Genomic DNA, 1,273 nt, shown 5'->3' on the forward strand with positions numbered 1-1,273 from the left:
TCGCCAGGGCCTTATAAGAGACACCCGTTGCAGAAATGCAGCGGGTTTTTTGCTATGTGCGATTTAAAAAAGTTGTAGAAAGAGCGGCGTTGTCTGTTCATCCATGAAGCTGGGTCCCATCGCGCGTCCTTGCGCTCATCTCATACCATTTTGAATAATTAACTGGTCAGATTTATCCAGTCCCGAAAGCATAATGATTTCACCCTGTCAGCACATGAGATAAACGCATTCCATGCTTCGCTGACCTGATCCAAAATGTCATCGTAGTTGGCAAAGGTTCTGTTTGATAACTTATGTTGCCTCAGCCAGCTCCACACTTGCTCTATGGGGTTTAACTCTGGGGAATAAGGCGGTAGCCTAATGATCACGACATTCTCTAAGCCCTCTACCAAACCATCTTTGAAGTGCCAGGCTGCGCGATCCATGATGACCACGGCCATTCTTCCTGGTTGAGTCCTTTGTGATATTTGCTCCAGGTGAGAATACATGACTTCTTTGTTCACTAAAGGTGAGATGAGTGCTTCTGTTTCGCCAGTCGTTGGACACACAGCACCAAACAGATAGGCATATTCGAATTGTTGTTGCTTTACGACTCTTGGGCGTGAGCCTTTTTCAGCCCACACCTTTGTTGTTGAAGTTTGCTGACCAAATCGCGCTTCATCCTGAAACCATACATCAATGCGCTCAGGAAGCAGGTGTCACGGGGTGTGAAGGATCGTTTCCAGCTCAAAGTTTTTTAAAAGCTTCCTGGCGAGCTTGCTCCCCTTTAGGGTGGATTGACCGACTGCTGATCCATGAGAAATTTTGTCTTTTCAACAGTCTGTGAACAGCCGATAACTCGTATTCTATGTGAAAAGACTCAGAGATATACTGCTGAATATCTTCTAGTGTTAGCCGACCACCTTCCGTGCGGCTTATAGAGTCGAGTACATATGCTTTAAGCTGCTTCAGCTGTGCACCATCCAGTTTACAAGGACGGCCCGAGCGAGGCAGGTCCTCCAGGCCCTCTAATCCATAGTCGAGATAGTCTTTGACCCATTTGTTCACGCTAGTACGACTGACCTTTAAATATTCAGCAATCTGATAGCGAGATTTACCTTCAAAGAAATGAGCCAGCGCAAGCATGCGCACTTTCTTTCTTGGATCTTTAGTTTGTTTGGAGAGCTTAATAAAATCAGAGGGCTGCAAAATCATTATCCCATCGATGGATATTAGATTTTGACATTAGATCATAAATTTAATCAATTTGGTATAACTCTCATGTTACATACTA

General features: G+C 44.7%; 1 pseudogene. It reads right to left on the minus strand.

The window, feature by feature from the left end:
* Positions 1–158: 158 nt before the first annotated feature.
* Positions 159–1,194 (minus strand): annotated as a pseudogene (locus tag C3B51_RS22720) (IS630 family transposase).
* Between the last annotated feature and the right edge of the window lie 79 nt (positions 1,195–1,273).

The sequence above is a fragment of the Pseudoalteromonas rubra genome, assembly GCF_004212645.1.
Lineage (GTDB): Bacteria > Pseudomonadota > Gammaproteobacteria > Enterobacterales > Alteromonadaceae > Pseudoalteromonas > Pseudoalteromonas rubra_G.